The sequence below is a fragment of the Streptomyces panaciradicis genome, from assembly GCF_023516615.1.
Lineage (GTDB): Bacteria > Actinomycetota > Actinomycetes > Streptomycetales > Streptomycetaceae > Streptomyces > Streptomyces panaciradicis.
This window is the reverse complement of the sequence record NZ_JAMGBF010000280.1, coordinates 1-210: the sequence shown is the minus strand read 5'-3', so window position 1 is coordinate 210 and position 210 is coordinate 1. Positions and strand designations below refer to the sequence as shown.

General features: G+C 68.1%; 1 protein-coding gene. It reads left to right on the top strand.

Features of this window, described 5'->3' with window-relative positions:
* Nucleotides 1–26: 26 nt before the first annotated feature.
* A partial coding sequence (locus M8J74_RS43660; protein WP_249841705.1) for an alcohol dehydrogenase catalytic domain-containing protein occupies nt 27–210 on the top strand: 184 nt, incomplete at its 3' end.

The following is a 210-nucleotide window of genomic DNA, read 5'->3' as shown; positions in this document are numbered from 1 at the left end:
ACCGGCGAAGGGAAGGGTTCAGCACCATGGCGCAGGAAGTACGGGGCGTGATCGCACCGGGCAAGGACGAGCCGGTGCGGGTGGAGACGATCGTCGTGCCCGATCCCGGTCCCGGTGAGGCGGTCGTCCAGGTGCAGGCGTGCGGGGTGTGCCACACCGACCTGCACTACAAACAGGGCGGCATCAGCGACGACTTCCCGTTCCTGCTCG